Raw genomic sequence first — 13,803 nt, 5'->3', positions numbered from 1 at the left:
CAAGGACCGGCGCCGACGGCCGCCGCCAGGGTATTTTCACCCGCTCGCGTCTTTCCACTCGGACGGGATCTGCTCTAGGCTTTCTTCAACGCTTCGGGCTTGTGGACGGCCCGCTTCCCCGATGTCGTGCTCTTGACGACCACCTGCGGCTCGTCCTGCGTGGCCTTCGCCACATGGCCCTTGATCCGGGTCGTCCGGGTGACGGTCTTCTCCACGACCCCTTCCGCCCGGCCCTGGGACGTATCCCACGTCACCTTGTCGCCCGTCTTCGGTTTCGCTGCCATGGGGCCTCTCCGCGCCTCCAGGCCCAACGACGCGGCCGGGCGCCGGGTTCGCCGGAACCGCGCGGCGCCGGGCCGGTGGTCCCTCCTCGCCCGGTGCAGGCCGCCTTCGCATGCGTCCAGGCGGCATGCGCCGCCTTGTCGTGGTGCGCGCCTCGTCACGCGCGCCGGCGGTTCCAACGGAGCATGGTCCAGCGTGTTGTTTGGTCGCGTGATCCACGCCTTCGGTGTTTCCACCTCAGGCGATCACGCTCCCAGGCTCCACCCGCCGCGCCAGCACCCGCGCCGGCGCCCCGTCCGCGCCGACGAGGGAGAGCGCGCCGAAGACGAACTCCACCCGTCCGCCGGCCAGCGCCCGCGGGCTGCGCAGATGCTCGCAGATCAGCACGCCGTCGCGCAGCAGCCGGCGATGGATGGGATAGTCGAACTCCCCGGCCGGCCTGCGGCCGACCGGCAGGTCCGGCGTTGCGAAATCGCAGGCGAGCAGCTTCGGCCGGCGCGCCACCAGCCATTCCGCCGCCGCCTCCGAGAGGCAGGGGTGACGGTCGTAGCTTTCCGTGCCCACCCGCTCCGACCAGCCGGTGTCGAGCGCCAGGATGTCGCCCGGCTGCAGCAGCGGCCGCGCCGCCGCCAGATGATCCGGCTCGATCAGGCTGTCGGGCGGCAGGTCCAGCCGCCACACCACGCCGCCGCCATGCAGCCGCTCCAGGGGGATGGCGTCGAAGGCCGGGCCGTCATTGTAGAAATGGAACGGCGCATCCAGATGCGTGCCGGTATGCACCACCATGCTGAAGGCGGTGACGTTCAGCGGATCGGCCGGCAGGCATTTCAACCGCTCCAGATGCAGGGGCCGGAAGACCGGCACGCGCGGCATGTCGGGCGAGAAGGGATGCGAGAGATCGATCCAGGGCCCGGCCGGCGAGCCGATGCGCGGCGGCGGCAGGGACATCCAGCCGCGCCATCCCTGGCCCCGTGGCGGCGATGGGTCGCACATCCCTGTTCCCTCCCCCTTGGCCTCCCCCTGGCCTCCCCTTGGCCCGCGCGCGAGGGCTCGATGCTGGCTCCCTCGCCGGATCCTGGTCAACCGCCCGAGAAGGTTAGCAACCCGGTCAAGGCGCGCAGCGAGCCGGCCTCCGGCAGGCCCTGGATCGCGGCCTGCAGCTGCGCGGTGCGCTCCGGCGTCAGGCTGGCCGCGCAATTGTCGCGGAACTTCGCCTCCAGCTCGGCATCGCTGAGCGGCTGGCCGGGGTCGCCCTTCGGCAGCAGCACCGTCTCGGTGAAGGACGGCCCGTCCTCCAGCGTGATCGTCACGCGGGCCGGGAACTCGGCCGGGTAGCGCGCATTCAGCGCCGCATCCGCGATCACCTCGGTGCGTGCGAGCACCCGGCGCACCAGGGGGTCGTTGATCCGGGCCGGGTCGAACTGCGCCTGGGTCAAGGCCCCGTCCACCGCGGCGACGGCGATGCAGTAGGGGACCGAGATCCGCGCCGCCATCACCGAGCCGACCTCCTTGCTCGAGAAATGGCTCAGCACCGTGTTGTAGGTCTCGTTGGTGATGCGCGCGATCCGCGCCGGGTCGATCGCATGCCGGCGCACCAGGGCGAGCGTCGCCTGGATCGGCGAATGGCTGGCGAGGATGGAGGGGAAGGACTTGAAGCCGTTCTGCAGGATCTCCCATTCCGTGCCGAGCCCCCGGGTCAGCGCCGCGGCGTCGGGCTCCAGCGAGAAGGCGTTCAGATAGCCTTTCGGATGCTCCAGCATGTTCGGCGGGCTGGTCATGCCGAGCCCGGCGAGCTGGGCGGAGAGGATGCCGTTCAACGCCGCCTTGCCCGGATGCAGGCTCTTGGTCATGTCGCCGGATTCGAAGAAGGTGTTGAGCCCGGCCGCCTGCGTGCCGGCCAGGCCCAGGGCGCGCTGCACGCCATCGGCATCGAGGCCGAGCGCATGCGCCGCCGCCGCGGCGGCGCCGAAGGTTCCGTTGGTCGCCGTGGAATGCCAGAAGCGGTAATGCGTCGGCATCACCGCCATGCCGACGCGCACGGCCACCTCGTAGCCGGCCACCAGGGCGGCGAGGCAGCGCCGGCCGTCCAGCCCGCCCGCCTGCGCCATGGCGAGCGCCACCGGAACCACCACGGAGCCGGCATGCAGCAGCGCGCGCTTATGCGTGTCGTCGTTGTCGGCGGCGTTCACCAGGATGCCGTTGGCCAGCGCCGCGAAGGCGGGCTGCGCAGGCTGGCCCGCCACCCCGATCACGCCGGCGCCCTCCGCCCCCGCCGATGCCGGGTACATCGCCGCGACCGCGCCGGCGATGCGGGCCTTGCCGGCATCCTCCGTCCAGGCCGAGACGGCGCAGCCCACCGCATCGAGCACGAGGCGGCACGCCTGACGCCGCACCGCCTCCGGGAGCGCCTCGAAGCGCAGCTGCGCGACGAACTCTGCCATGGCACGCGTGGTCATGTCGTGGTCCTTGCTGCTCGACGGCGATCTCCGGACAGGCGCCGGCCGCCCTGCGCAGGATCGGGCCATTCCGGGGCCACGGCCAGCCCGTCGCCCGCATCGTTGCGGATGAGGCCCGCTGCCGTCCGGCGCGGCCCGCCCCTCGACGCGGTTCGAGAGGCCCGACCATCCCCCTGTTGGATCGCGTGTCGCGCGCCTTCGGTGATTCCACCCGAGGCGATCACGCTCTAGGCTCGACCTTCAATCGAGGCAGGCGCGCGACATGACATTGGCGATGAGCTGGGACGAGTGGGCGGGACAGGATGCCGTGGGGCTGGCGGCCCTGGTCCGCGACGGGCAGGTGACGCCGGCCGAGCTGGCGGCCCAGGCCGCCGCCGGCATCGCCAGGACCAACCCGGTCCTCAGCGCCGTCGTCGAGGTCTTCGAGGATGTCGTCGCCGATCCCTTGCGGGACGGCATGAACCCCGATGGCGCCTTCGCCGGGGTCCCCTACCTGATGAAGGATCTCGGCCCGACCCTCAGGGGGCGGCTGCAGGAGATGGGCTCGCTGTTCATGCGGGGCAACCGCGCCGCGGCGGACAGCCACCTGACGGGGCGGATCCGCGAGGCCGGGCTGAACATCCTCGGCCGCAGCACCACGCCCGAATTCGGCTGCTGCAGCGCCGCCGACAATCCCGCCGTCTATGTCACGCGCAACCCGTGGAACGCGGACTACACCACCAACGGCTCCTCCGCCGGCACGGCGGCCATGGTGGCGGCCGGGGTGCTGCCGATCTCGCACGCCACGGATGGCGGCGGCTCCATCCGCATCCCGGCCGGGGCCTGCGGCAATATCGGGCTGAAGGTGTCGCGCGGCGTCTTCTCCATCGCGCCCGCCGCCTCGGACCTCACGGGGCTGGTCTCCATCCAGGGCTGCCACAGCCGCAGCGTGCGCGACACGGCGGTGTTCGTCGATGCCTGCCGCGGCGGCGCGCCGGGCGAGTTCATGCCCTACTGGACCGCGGCCGAGCCCTATGCCGCGCTCATCCAGCGCGATCCGCCCCGGCTGCGCATCGCGCTGTCGCATGAATGGGGCGATTACCGCGCCACCCCGCATTTCGTGGCGGAGCTGGAGCGGGTCGGCCGCTTCCTCGAAGGCCTGGGCCACAGGGTGGACTGGGCGCTGCCCGCCATCGACTTCCGTGCCGCCTTCGCGGCGCAGACGCGCTGCTACATCAGCAATTTCGCGCAGACCATCGCCAACCTCCTGGCGCCGCGCGGGCTCGACCGGCCGCCCGAGGGCCTGATCGAGCCGATCAACATCAGGATCTGGGAAGCCGGGATCGGCATGTCCTACACCGAGCGGGCGCAGATGCAGGCGGTGTTCAACACCACCTCGCGCGGGTTCGGCGCCTTCTTCGAGGATTGGGACATCATCCTGACCCCGATCACCGCCCTGCCGACGCCCCTCTCCGGCACCACCGAATACCTGACGACCAGCGACAACCCCTCGGTGCAGGACTGGTTCGGCACTCTCTGGCGCCAGTTCGCCTACACGCCGCTGGCCAATCTGTGCGGGATCCCGGCCATCTCCCTGCCGCTCGCGGCGCAGGAGAACGGCCTGCCGCTCGGCATCCAGGCGCAGGCGCGCCAGGCCAATGACGGGTTGCTGCTGCAGCTCGCGGCGCAGATCGAACGGGCGATCGACGGCCGGTGGAATGCCGGGCGCCGCCCGGGCGTGCACGTCGCCGGCGGCTGACGCCGCAGCGCGCCGCGCCGGCACGGCCCGCACCGCCCCGCCGGCCGCCGCTACACCGGCACGTCGCCCGGCGGCTTCAGGGCGGTGAGCACGAAGGAGCTGCGGGTCTCCTTCACGCCGGGCATCCGCAGCAGCGCCTTCAGGGCGAATTCGGCATAGGCCTCGAAATCCGCCGCCAGGACGTGCAGCAGGTAGTCCATCTCGCCGCTCATCGCATAGGCGGCGAGCACCTCCGGCCGCTCGGCCAGCGCCTTGTGGAAGCGCGCCACCACCTCCTCGGCATGGCTCTCGAGCGCGACCATGACGAAGGCCTGCAACGGCAGGCCGAGGCGCGCGGGATCGAGCAGCGCCGCGTAGCGGGTGATGACCCCGGCCTCCTCCAGCCGCCGCAGGCGGCGCTGGCAGGGCGTCGGCGACAGCCCCACCTGCTCGGCCAGCGCCACCACCGGCAGGCGGCCGTCGCGTTGCAGCGCGCGCAGGATGCGGCGGTCGATGGCATCGAGGTCGATGGCGGATTTCGCCATGGCTGGGCTACTCTTTGGTGATTTCCTCCAAGCCTAACCCGGAGCGGACCAAAAATCGCCGAAAACCCCTCCGGCCCTTGCGGCATTCTTGCTGCGATACGGGGAGCGGCCGAGATGGAAGGGAGCCTCTGGGACCTGCCCGCCGGACTGCGCGGCGACTATGCCGCGGCCCGGCCGGACTTCACCCTGCCGCAGCGCTGGGGCGACTACACCGAGGCCGACCACGCCACCTGGCGCACGCTCCAGGCCCGCCAGGCAGGGCTGCTGCCGCGGCATGCCGCGGCGGCCTATCGCAACGGCCTGGCGCAGCTCGACTTCGCCGCCGGCATCCCCGATTTCGCCCTGACCTCCGGCCGGCTCCGGGCCGCCACCGGCTGGACGCTGGTCGCGGTGCCGGGGCTCATCCCCGACGCCGCCTTCTTCGCCCATCTCGCCGCGAGGCGCTTCCCGGTGACGCGCTGGATCCGCCGGCCCGAGGAGCTCGACTACGTGGTCGAGCCCGACATCTTCCACGACGCCTTCGGCCACGTGCCGCTGCTGACCCAGCCCGACTTCGCCGATTTCCTGGAAGCCTATGGCCGGATGGGCGAGGTCGCGGCGCGGCTCGGCGCGCTGAAGCCGCTCGCCCGGCTCTACTGGCACATGGTCGAGTTCGGCCTCATCCGCGAGGCGGGCCAGATCCGCGCCTATGGCGCCGGCATCCTGAGCTCCTCGGCCGAGACGGTGCACGCCACCACCGCGGCGACGCCGCGGCGGCTGCGCTTCGATCCCCGCCGGGTGCTGCGCAGCGACTACTTCATCGACGATCTGCAACCGACCTATTTCGTCATCGAGCGCTATGCCGAGCTCTTCGCGGCGATGCCGCGGCTGCCCGCGCTCCTCGCCGAGGCGCGCGACGCGGCGCCGATCCCGCCCGGCGCGGCGGCGCCCGAGGACCAGCCGGCCGCCTGAGACACCCCCGACCCATCCGGCCTGCCCCGGGCAGCGCCGGCACGCATCGACACGGAGGAGACGCCCCATGGACATCCCGCCCGATCGCACCCCGCTGGCCGGCATCGTCTCCGATGCCAACCCGATGGGCACCGACGGCTTCGAGTTCGTCGAGTTCACCGGCCCCGACCTGCCGGCGCTGGAGGCGCTCTTCGCGCGCCTCGGCTTCGCCGCCGTGGCGCGGCATCGCAGCAAGCAGGTGACGCTCTGGCGCCAGGGCGACGTGAACTTCATCCTGAATGCCGAGCCGGAAAGCTTCTCCAGCGCCTTCCAGCGCGTGCACGGCCCTTCGGCCTGCGCCATGGCCTTCCGGGTGGCCGATGCCGCCGCCGCCTACCGGCGCGCCATCGCCCTCGGCGCCAGGCCGGTCACCGGCAAGCTCGGCCCGATGGAGCTGAACATCCCGGCGATCGAGGGCATCGGCGGCTCGCTGCTCTATTTCGTCGACCGCTACGGGCCGCGCGGCAGCATCTACGACATCGACTTCCGCTGGATCGAGGGCGCCGAGGCGCGGCCGCAGGGCCAGGGCATCACGGTGATCGACCACCTCACCCACAACGTCCATCGCGGGCGCATGGATGTCTGGTGGCAGTTCTACGAGAAGCTCTTCAATTTCCGCGAGATCCGCTACTTCGACATCGAGGGCAAGCTGACCGGGCTGAAGTCCCGCGCGCTGACCTCGCCCTGCGGCCAGATCCGCATCCCGATCAACGAGAGCAGCGACGACAAGTCGCAGATCGAGGAATACCTCCGCGCCTATGGTGGCGAGGGCATCCAGCACATCGCCCTCGGCACCCGGGACATCTTCGCCAGCGTCGAGGGGATGCGGGCGGCCGGCATCGCCTTCATGGACACGCCCGACACCTATTACGAGCTGCTGCCGCGGCGCATGCCCGACCTGGCGCCGGAGGAGATCGCCCGGCTGGCGAGGAACCGCATCCTCACCGATGGCGCGCCGACGCCCGAAGGCGGGCGGCTGCTGCAGATCTTCACCGGCACCGTCATCGGCCCGATCTTCTTCGAGCTCATCCAGCGCAAGGGCGACCAGGGCTTCGGCGAGGGCAATTTCCGCGCCCTCTTCGAGAGCATCGAGCTCGACCAGATCCGCCGCGGCGTGCTCGCGGCCGAATAGGCGGCGCGGCGCACGCGCGCCGCGGGGGCCGGCTCAGCGCGCCGGCGCCGGCCGGTCCTGCGGCGCCGGGCGTGGTTTGGCGGGCGCGTTGGGATCGGAGCCGGTGAGCTCGCGGTAGAGCTGATCCACCGTCTGCCCCTCCTTGCGGCTCTGCTGCCGGTCCGGCGCGACGCCGACGGCCTGCTCGCGGTCCCGCACCTGGCCGGGCCGCGGCTCCCGGTTGTCGAGGGGCTGGGTGCCGGCCGCGGGCTGCGCCGCGGCGCCTCCCCCCAGGGCCAGCATGGTCAGCAGGGCAACGGCAGATCGGGCGCGCATCGGACACCTCCGTCGAGGCCGCAGCATGCGGGCAAGGCGGCGGCCCGCACAACCGGCGGCTGCGCGGCGCGGCGGTCAGCGCCGGTCGGAATCCCGCATCCGGGTCGATTGCGGCTGTGCCGCGGGATCGCTGCCGGTCAGGTCGCGGAAGATCCTGTCGACATCCTGGGCCTCGACATCCCGGGCCTCGCGGTCCCGTGGCTGTTCCGCGAGGCCCCGGGCCCGCGCCCGGGCCTCGATCTCGGCCGGGTTGGGCTGGTGCTCGCGGTGATCCCAGACCGGGCCGATCCGCTCCGGCACCGCCTGCGGGTCGCGCTGCGCCAGGGCCGATACGCCTGGCAGGGCTGCCAGCGCGATCCCCATCCAGCCCGTCCGAAGCCATCGCATGGCCTGACCTCCCTCGCCTCCCGGGCGCCGCCTCGGCGGCGCTCGATCACGCAGGACAGGCAACGCCGCTGCCAGGGGGGCGTTGTCGCCGCCCCGTCATGGACCCGGCGCCTCGCCGGGCCGGCGGCGCTGCGCCGCATCGTCCAGCAGCGCCTGCGCCCGCCGCGCCGCGCACCGCCGCGCCGCCGCCGCCTGCTGCTCGCGCAGCAGCTCGACCGCCCGCTCGGCCGCTCGGGCCTCGGCGAGCGCCTCCCGCGCCTGGTCGCGCCGCGCCGCCGCCTGGTCCCGCGCCAGGGCGGCACGATCGCGCTCCGCCAGGCCGCGCGGCAGCCAGAGGCGCCAGTCCGTCGCATCGGCCGCGGCCTCCGCCCGCAGCGCGGCGCTGGCCCCGGCGAGGCGTTCCGCCGCCGCCGCCTCCTGCGCCAGCATCAGCGCCATCCGTCGCTTCGCCTCGGCCACCTCCAGCCGCCGCAGCCGCGCCAGCGCGCCCAGCCCGTCACGCGCCATCGCCCGGTCCCGCCTCCGCCCCGTCCAGGGCCGCGGCCAGGGCCGCGAAGGCGGAGCCGATGCTGCCACGCTCGCCCTTGCCCTGCGCCAGCATCGCCTCGATCCGCGGCGCCAGGCGGATCGCCTCGTCCACCGCCGGATCGGTCCCGGCCCGATAGGCGCCGAGACGGACCAGATCCGCCATCTCCGCCTGCAGCGCCAGGATGCGCCGGGCGCGCTGCATCAGCGCCCGCTCCTCCCCCGTGAGGCAGCCGGGCACGGTGCGCGACAGGCTGCGCAGCACATCGACCGCCGGATAGCGCCCCGCCTCGCCGATGCGCCGGTCGAGCACCACATGCCCATCGAGGATGCCGCGCACCGCATCCGCCACCGGCTCGTCATGGTCGTCGCCCTCCACCAGCACGGTGAAGAGGCCGGTGATGGCGCCGGGATTGCCCTCCTCCCGCGGCCCAGCGCGTTCCAGCAGCCGCGGCAGCTCGGCGAAGACGCCCGGCGTGTAGCCGCGGGTCGCCGGCGGCTCCCCGGCGGCGAGGCCGATCTCGCGCAGCGCCATGGCGAAGCGCGTGATGCTGTCGATCAGCAGCAGCACCTGCCTGCCCTCGGCCGCGAAATGCTCGGCGACCGTCATCGCGGCATAGGCGGCCTCGCGCCGCATCAGGGCCGAGCTGTCCGAGGTGGCGCAGATGGTGACGGCGCGCGCCATCCCCTCCGGCCCGAGATCGTCCTCGAGGAATTCGCGCAGCTCGCGGCCACGCTCGCCGACCAGGCCGAGCACCGCGACATCGCAATCGGCGCCGCTCGCCAGCATCGAGAGCAGGGTGGACTTGCCGACGCCCGAAGCGGCGAAGAGGCCGAGGCGCTGGCCGCGGCGGCAGGTGGCGAAGGCGTCCAGCACCCGCACGCCGAGATCGAGCCGCGGGCCGAGCCGGGCGCGCCGACCGGCGGGGGGCGGCGGCGCGCGCAGCGGCCGTGGCCGCGGCCCCGGGCGCAACGGGCCACGGCCATCGATCGGCCGGCCAAGGGGGTCGAGCACCCGGCCGAGCCAGCTCCCATCCACGGCCAGGGTCGCGGGCGTGGCGAGCCGCGCCGGCGTGCCGATGCCGATCCCCTCCGGCGGTTCGAAGGCGAGCGCGGTGGCAGCGCCCTGGCGCAGGGCCACCACCTCCCCCGGCACGCTGCCGCCGGCGCCGCACAGGGCCAGCCTGGACCCCAGGGCAAGCCAGGGTGCGAGACCCTCGATCACGAATGAGACGCTGTCGGCCGATACAACCCTGCCGTGTCTCTCGACGGTCGGGAGGCGCCCAAGCCCCAGCCTGGCCGCCCACAATCTTGCAAGACCTTGATTCGATGGTTCTGTTGCCAGGGAAGGAGGAATGATCTTCGCCTTTCAAACCAGGAGTCTCGGAAAATAAGACAACTTTTGGGTGAATTTCTCCTTCACACAACGCGCAGAGATGATAGTTTTTGCACGCGGAACGTGTGGAGAACCCAAGGATGCGCGCTCTCTTGGTTGAGGACGATCTCACCGCCTCTCGCGGCATCGTCGCCCTGCTGAAGGCGGCCGCTATGGTCGTCGATGCGGTCGATACCGGCGAGGAGGCCCTCGAACTCGCCCGTCTCTACGACTACGACGTCGTCGTCCTCGATCTGGTCCTGCCGGACATGGACGGCTACGAGGTGGTGCGCCGGCTCCGGGCGGCCCGGGTGGAGACGCCCGTGCTGGTGCTCTCGGGCCAGACCCGGCCGCAGGCGAAGGTGAAGGCCTTCAGCGTCGGCGCCGACGACTTCATCACCAAGCCTTTCGACCGCGAGGAGCTGGTCGCCCGCATCCAGGCGGTGGTCCGCCGGACCAAGGGCTTCTCGCAGCCGAGCCTGACGGCCGGCCCGCTGATGCTGAACCTCAACTCCCGCGAGGTGACGGTGAACGGCCGGCAGATCCACCTGACGGGCAAGGAATACGCCATCCTCGAGCTGCTGACGCTGCGCAAGGGCGTCGTGATGACGAAGGAGGGCTTCCTCAACCACCTCTATGGCGGCATGGACGAGCCCGAGGTGAAGATCATCGATGTCTTCATCTGCAAGCTGCGCAAGAAGCTGGCCCAGGCGGGGGCGGACAACCTGATCGGCACGGTCTGGGGCCGCGGCTATGTCCTGCGCGAGCCGAGCGCGGCGGCGAACCGCCACGGCGCTGCCGATACGCTCGCGGCCGAGGCGGCCTGATACGAACGGCCGTTGCTGGCGACCCATCAACAGCCCCTCCGTCGCCGGGCGGCTTGCTGCGCAAACCTTGGCACCACGCCGTCGCGCCGTCAGGCGCGCCTGACGGCGCGACGCGCGGCGCCCATCCGGGCGCTCGGCAGGAATGAATCCTTCATGCCGTTGGTATGAGGGCGGTGGACCGCCCTCTGGATCACTGCCCCACGGCCGGCGCCGACGCCCCGCGGCCTCGTGGCGCGCCGGACCGGCGCGACATCGCGCCGCAGCGGGATCGGCGGCCTGCGCCTGGAGCGGATCCCATTCGGGTGGAAACGCCCGGACGGATGCAAATGCCCTGAAAACGACGCGCCGCAGCATCCGCCGCGCAGGCAGTTGAATGGAGGCTGCTCCAGCCTTCGGGCGCCTCGCCCCCGTCGGTGGCCCGGGGCCCCCGCCTCGCCCGCCCTACCCCGCCAGCGCGGCCATCCCGGCGCGCCGATAGGCGCCCCGCTCGCCGGGCAGCGCCACCAGCCTGTCCGTCAGGCCGAGGACGGTCTCCGCCCCGCCGAGATAGAGCACGCCATCGGGGGCGAGCTGCGCCGCCATCGCCTCCAGCACCCGCGCCTTGGTCGGGGCATCGAAATAGATCAGCACGTTGCGGCAGAAGATCACGTCGAACCGTCCGAGCGGCCGCAGATCGGCGAGCAGGTTCCAGCGCTCGAAGCGGATCATCTCCCGCAAATCGGGCGCCACCTGCCACCGCCCCTCCTCCTGGCGGAAATGCCGGACGAGCAGCCGCGCCGGCAGGCCGCGCTGCACCTCGAATTGCGAGAAGCGCCCCTGCCGGGCCCGCGTCACCACCGCCTGGGAGATGTCCGTCCCCAGGATGTCCGCCCGGCAGCCGCCGAGTTGCGGCGCCAGCTCGGCCAGGATCATCGCGATGGAATAGGCCTCCTGGCCGGTCGAACAGGCCGCCGACCAGAGGCGCAGCGGCATCCCGGCGCCGCGCGCGGCGGCCAATCCGGGCAGGAGGCGCCGCAGATGCTCGAAGGGCCTGCCGTCGCGGAAGAAGGAACTCTCGTTGGTGGTCAGCGCCTCGGTCACCGCCTCCGCCAGGCGATGCCCCCCGGGCCCCTGCAGGCGCTCGGCGAGCGCCTCGAAGTCCGCCAGGCCTTCCCGCTTGAGGATGGGGCCAAGCCGCGTCTCCAGCATGTAGCCCTGCTCGGCGGCGAGGACGAGGCCGGACCGGCTCTTCACCAGCGCGGCGATGAAGGCGAAGCTGCGCGGGGTCATGCCGCATGCCCCGCGGCAGGCCCCGTCCGGGCGCCGCAGGCGGCGAGCATCTGCGCGGCGAGGCCGGCCGGCGGCAGCAGCCCCTGCGCGAGCCCGGCCCGCGCGACCGCGCCCGGCATGCCCCAGACCACCGAGCTCGCCTCGTCCTGTGCCATCACCAGCCCGCCGGCGCCGGCCACGGCGCGGCAGCCGGCGAGCCCATCCTGCCCCATGCCGGTGAGGATCACCGCCAGCACCGCCCCGCCGCAGGCCGTGGCCAGGCTGCGCAGCATCGGGTCGACGGAAGGCCGGCAGAAATTCTCCGCCGGCGCGTCGGACAGCCGCGCCACCAGGCCGGCGCCGGCGCTCTCCGCCAGCAGGTGCCGGTCGCCGGGCGCCAGATAGAGGCGGCCCGGCCGCAGCGCCTCGCCGTCCCGCGCCTCGGCGCAGGGAAGCTGGCCAAGCCGGTCCAGATGATCCGCCAGCATGCCGATGAAGCGGGCGGGCATGTGCTGCGTCACCAGGAGCGGCACCGGCGGCGGACGGTCCAGCCCCTGCAGCAGCGCCGCCAGGGCAGCCGGCCCGCCGGTCGAACTGCCAATGCCGATCGCCTTCATGCCCCTGCGCGGCACCCTCGCCGGCGCGGCCCGCGCGCCGGCCGCGGCCGGGACGGCGATGCGCCCCACCCGCGCCCAGCCCCGCACCTTGGCCAGCACCTCGGCCCGGAACGCGGGATCCGCCAGGCCGCCGCCCGCGGCATCCGGCTTCGGGATGTAGTCGACGGCGCCGGCGCGCAGGGCCGCCATGGCCGTCGCGGCGCCGCGCTGGGTAAGGGCGCTGGCGACGATCACCGCCGGCCGCGGCGCCTGCCGCAACAGCAGGGGCAGGGCCGTCATGCCGTCCATCACCGGCATCTCGAGGTCGAGGAGGATGACCTGCGGCCGTTCCGCCGCCGGCAGGCGGGCGAGGGCCGAAACCGCCTCCGCGCCATGCCCGGCCCGCAGGGTGACGCGGATCGCGGGATCGGATTCGAGCAGCCGGGCCAGCGCGTTGCGGACCGTCGCGCTGTCGTCGCACAGCATGACGGAGAGGGGGGAGGCGGGGCCGTCGCTCACGCCGCGGGATCCGGCAGCAGCCCGGCCTGGATCAGCTTGTCCTGCAGCAGCGCCGCGTCGAAGGGCTTCATGACGTATTCCTGCGCCCCGGCCTCCAGCGCCTCGACGATGCGCTCCATCGCCGCTTCCGTCGTGCAGAGCACCACCACCGGCCGGTCCGGCCCGAATTCGGCGCGGGCGGCGCGCAGGAAGGCGATGCCGTCCATCACCGGCATGTTCCGGTCGAGCAGCACCGCCCGCGGCATCTCCGCGCGACAGGCGGCAAGGGCCTCGGCCCCGTCACCGGCCTCGCGCACCTGGAAGCCGAGCCCCTCCAGGATCCGCCGCGCCGCCTTGCGCACCACCCGGCTGTCATCGACGACCAGGCAGGTTCCCTGCCCCGCCGGCGCGGTCATGCGCCGATCGCCAGCACCTGCTCGACATCGAGCAGGATGAGGAGCTTCTCGCCCAGCCGGTGCACGCCCTGCGATACCCCGCGCCAGAGCGGGTCGAGCGTCGGCGGGTTGGGGGCCCGGTCCACGGGCGGCAGCGGCAGCACCTCGCCCACCGCATCGGCCAGCAGGGCGTAGAGCTCGTCCTCGCGCTCGACCACCACGCTCATCGCCCTCCCCGCCTCCCGCGGCGGCAGGCCCAGGCGGCGCCGGAGGTCGAGCGCGGTCACGATGCGGCCGCGCAGGTTGAGGCTGCCCGCGACCTCTGGCGGCGCGAGGGGGATCGGCGTGATCGCCTGCGGGCCGAGCACGTCGCGCACGGCCAGCACCGGCACGCCGCAGAGCTGCCCGGCGACGACCAGGGTCAGGAAGACCTCCGTCGCCGCGCCGGCGGGCCGGCCCTTCGGCCCGGAGGATGGGCTGCCGGCCGGGCCGGTCGGGTCCTGCTGCATGATGCC

General features: G+C 73.0%; 16 protein-coding genes. 4 read left to right on the top strand and 12 right to left on the bottom strand.

The window, feature by feature from the left end:
- Positions 1-74: 74 nt before the first annotated feature.
- From DOO78_RS13035 to DOO78_RS13025, 3 genes are all read right to left on the bottom strand, one after another.
- On the bottom strand, positions 75-284 hold the full coding sequence (locus DOO78_RS13035; protein ID WP_111470225.1) for a hypervirulence associated TUDOR domain-containing protein: 210 nt from the start codon (positions 282-284) through the stop codon (positions 75-77).
- A gap of 235 nt (positions 285-519) precedes the next feature.
- The gene (locus DOO78_RS13030; RefSeq protein ID WP_165838873.1) at positions 520-1,230 is read right to left on the bottom strand and encodes a cyclase family protein; all 711 of its coding nucleotides are present in this window, start codon (positions 1,228-1,230) and stop codon (positions 520-522) included.
- A 131-nt stretch (positions 1,231-1,361) separates the two neighbouring features.
- Positions 1,362-2,738, bottom strand: a complete 1,377-nt coding sequence (locus DOO78_RS13025) for an MmgE/PrpD family protein (RefSeq protein ID WP_165838872.1) — start codon at positions 2,736-2,738, stop codon at positions 1,362-1,364.
- A 274-nt stretch (positions 2,739-3,012) separates the two neighbouring features.
- Between DOO78_RS13025 and DOO78_RS13020 the strand changes: the two genes are divergently transcribed.
- A complete protein-coding gene (locus DOO78_RS13020; RefSeq protein ID WP_243634531.1) occupies positions 3,013-4,476 on the top strand; it encodes an amidase in 1,464 nt (487 codons plus the stop codon).
- Positions 4,477-4,526: 50 nt separating this feature from the next.
- Here DOO78_RS13020 and DOO78_RS13015 read toward each other — a convergent pair whose 3' ends face one another.
- Complete coding sequence (locus DOO78_RS13015) at positions 4,527-5,000, bottom strand: Lrp/AsnC family transcriptional regulator (RefSeq protein WP_207802889.1); 474 nt, start codon at positions 4,998-5,000, stop codon at positions 4,527-4,529.
- 114 nt (positions 5,001-5,114) lie between these two features.
- Here DOO78_RS13015 and phhA point away from each other — a divergent pair, with 114 nt between their 5' ends.
- Together phhA and hppD are read left to right on the top strand one after the other, a co-directional pair.
- A complete protein-coding gene (phhA, locus tag DOO78_RS13010; RefSeq protein ID WP_111470221.1) occupies positions 5,115-5,951 on the top strand; it encodes a phenylalanine 4-monooxygenase in 837 nt (278 codons plus the stop codon).
- Positions 5,952-6,018: 67 nt separating this feature from the next.
- Complete coding sequence (gene hppD, locus DOO78_RS13005; protein ID WP_111470220.1) at positions 6,019-7,122, top strand: 4-hydroxyphenylpyruvate dioxygenase; 1,104 nt, start codon at positions 6,019-6,021, stop codon at positions 7,120-7,122.
- A 33-nt stretch (positions 7,123-7,155) separates the two neighbouring features.
- On the opposite strand, the gene DOO78_RS13000 is transcribed toward hppD, so the two are convergent.
- The 4 genes from DOO78_RS13000 to DOO78_RS12985 form a co-directional block, all read right to left on the bottom strand.
- On the bottom strand, positions 7,156-7,437 hold the full coding sequence (locus DOO78_RS13000; RefSeq protein ID WP_111470219.1) for a hypothetical protein: 282 nt from the start codon (positions 7,435-7,437) through the stop codon (positions 7,156-7,158).
- 75 nt (positions 7,438-7,512) lie between these two features.
- Entirely contained in the window at positions 7,513-7,824 is a 312-nt protein-coding gene (locus DOO78_RS12995) for a hypothetical protein (protein WP_128080048.1), read from the bottom strand.
- Positions 7,825-7,920: 96 nt separating this feature from the next.
- A complete protein-coding gene (locus tag DOO78_RS12990; RefSeq protein WP_111470217.1) occupies positions 7,921-8,331 on the bottom strand; it encodes a hypothetical protein in 411 nt (136 codons plus the stop codon).
- Positions 8,321-9,658 carry a FliI/YscN family ATPase gene (locus tag DOO78_RS12985; protein WP_111470216.1) on the bottom strand — a complete coding sequence of 446 codons (1,338 nt, stop codon included), beginning with the start codon at positions 9,656-9,658 and terminating at the stop codon, positions 8,321-8,323. Before DOO78_RS12985 ends, DOO78_RS12990 begins: the two co-directional genes overlap by 11 nt.
- A 167-nt stretch (positions 9,659-9,825) precedes the next feature.
- Between DOO78_RS12985 and ctrA the strand changes: the two genes are divergently transcribed.
- On the top strand, positions 9,826-10,551 hold the full coding sequence (ctrA, locus tag DOO78_RS12980) for a response regulator transcription factor CtrA (RefSeq protein WP_111470215.1): 726 nt from the start codon (positions 9,826-9,828) through the stop codon (positions 10,549-10,551).
- A gap of 441 nt (positions 10,552-10,992) precedes the next feature.
- On the opposite strand, the gene DOO78_RS12975 is transcribed toward ctrA, so the two are convergent.
- Genes DOO78_RS12975 through DOO78_RS12960 form a run of 4 tightly spaced genes read right to left on the bottom strand, consistent with a single transcriptional unit; the run spans position 10,993 to position 13,797 of the window.
- A complete protein-coding gene (locus DOO78_RS12975) occupies positions 10,993-11,820 on the bottom strand; it encodes a CheR family methyltransferase (protein ID WP_111470214.1) in 828 nt (275 codons plus the stop codon).
- Positions 11,817-12,914, bottom strand: a complete 1,098-nt coding sequence (cheB, locus tag DOO78_RS12970) for a chemotaxis-specific protein-glutamate methyltransferase CheB (RefSeq protein WP_341538235.1) — start codon at positions 12,912-12,914, stop codon at positions 11,817-11,819. The genes DOO78_RS12975 and cheB overlap by 4 nt, the downstream gene beginning before the upstream one ends.
- Positions 12,911-13,309: a response regulator gene (locus tag DOO78_RS12965; protein WP_111470213.1), complete on the bottom strand. Its 399-nt coding sequence runs from the start codon at positions 13,307-13,309 to the stop codon at positions 12,911-12,913. Before DOO78_RS12965 ends, cheB begins: the two co-directional genes overlap by 4 nt.
- Complete coding sequence (locus DOO78_RS12960; protein WP_111470212.1) at positions 13,306-13,797, bottom strand: chemotaxis protein CheW; 492 nt, start codon at positions 13,795-13,797, stop codon at positions 13,306-13,308. The genes DOO78_RS12965 and DOO78_RS12960 overlap by 4 nt, the downstream gene beginning before the upstream one ends.
- Positions 13,798-13,803: the final 6 nt, after the last annotated feature.

The sequence above is a fragment of the Roseicella frigidaeris genome, assembly GCF_003258945.1.
Taxonomy (GTDB): domain Bacteria; phylum Pseudomonadota; class Alphaproteobacteria; order Acetobacterales; family Acetobacteraceae; genus Paracraurococcus; species Paracraurococcus frigidaeris.
Note: the sequence above shows the minus strand (reverse complement) of the source record. Positions and strands in the feature narration are given on the sequence as shown.